1 pseudogene is annotated in these 633 nt (G+C 71.2%); it reads left to right on the top strand.

Features of this window, described 5'->3' with window-relative positions:
* A pseudogene (locus tag DAI20_RS19690) lies at positions 1–475 on the top strand (hypothetical protein); the annotation flags it as partial.
* Positions 476–633: the final 158 nt, after the last annotated feature.

Genomic DNA, 633 nt, shown 5'->3' with positions numbered 1-633 from the left:
CCGCCGTCGCGGCGGCGCCAGCGACCGCAAGGAAGTGGTCGCGCCGATGCCGGGCAAGGAAACGCCGGCGGTGCTGTTCCTGATCGGCGCGGTGTCGGTGGCCGGCCTGCCGCCGCTGTCCGGCTTCCTGGCCAAGGCCGCGCTGCTGGCCGGCATGCCGGCGCAGTACACCGGGCCGGTGTGGACCGCGGTGCTGGTCAGCAGCCTGCTGGTGATCATGGGCCTGACCCGCGGCGGCATCCGCCTGTTCTGGCGCGTGCCGCCGGTCGAGGCCGATGCACCGAAGCCGCGCAAGGCACGCCTGCGCCGGGTCGAGCTGTACGCCGCCTGCATCCTGCTGGCCTACGGCATCGGCATGACCCTGGCCGCAGCACCGCTGATGCGCTACACCGACGCCACCGCCGCACAGCTGCTGCAACCCAGCGAATACGTGCAGCAGCTGCGTGCGACCACGCCGGAGATCCGCCAGCCATGACTGCCCAGCGCTCCCTGTTCCGTCGCCTGATTCCCTCGCCGATGCTCAGCATCATGGTGGTGGCGTTCTGGCTGCTGATGTCCGACAGCTTCACCCTCGGCCAGATCGTGCTGGGGCTGCTGCTGGGCCTGGTGGTGCCGCTGTTCGCCGCACGCCTG

It is taken from the genome of Planctomonas deserti, from assembly GCF_003067705.1.
GTDB classification, from domain to species: domain Bacteria; phylum Actinomycetota; class Actinomycetes; order Actinomycetales; family Microbacteriaceae; genus Planctomonas; species Planctomonas deserti.
Note: the sequence above shows the minus strand (reverse complement) of the source record. Positions and strands in the feature narration are given on the sequence as shown.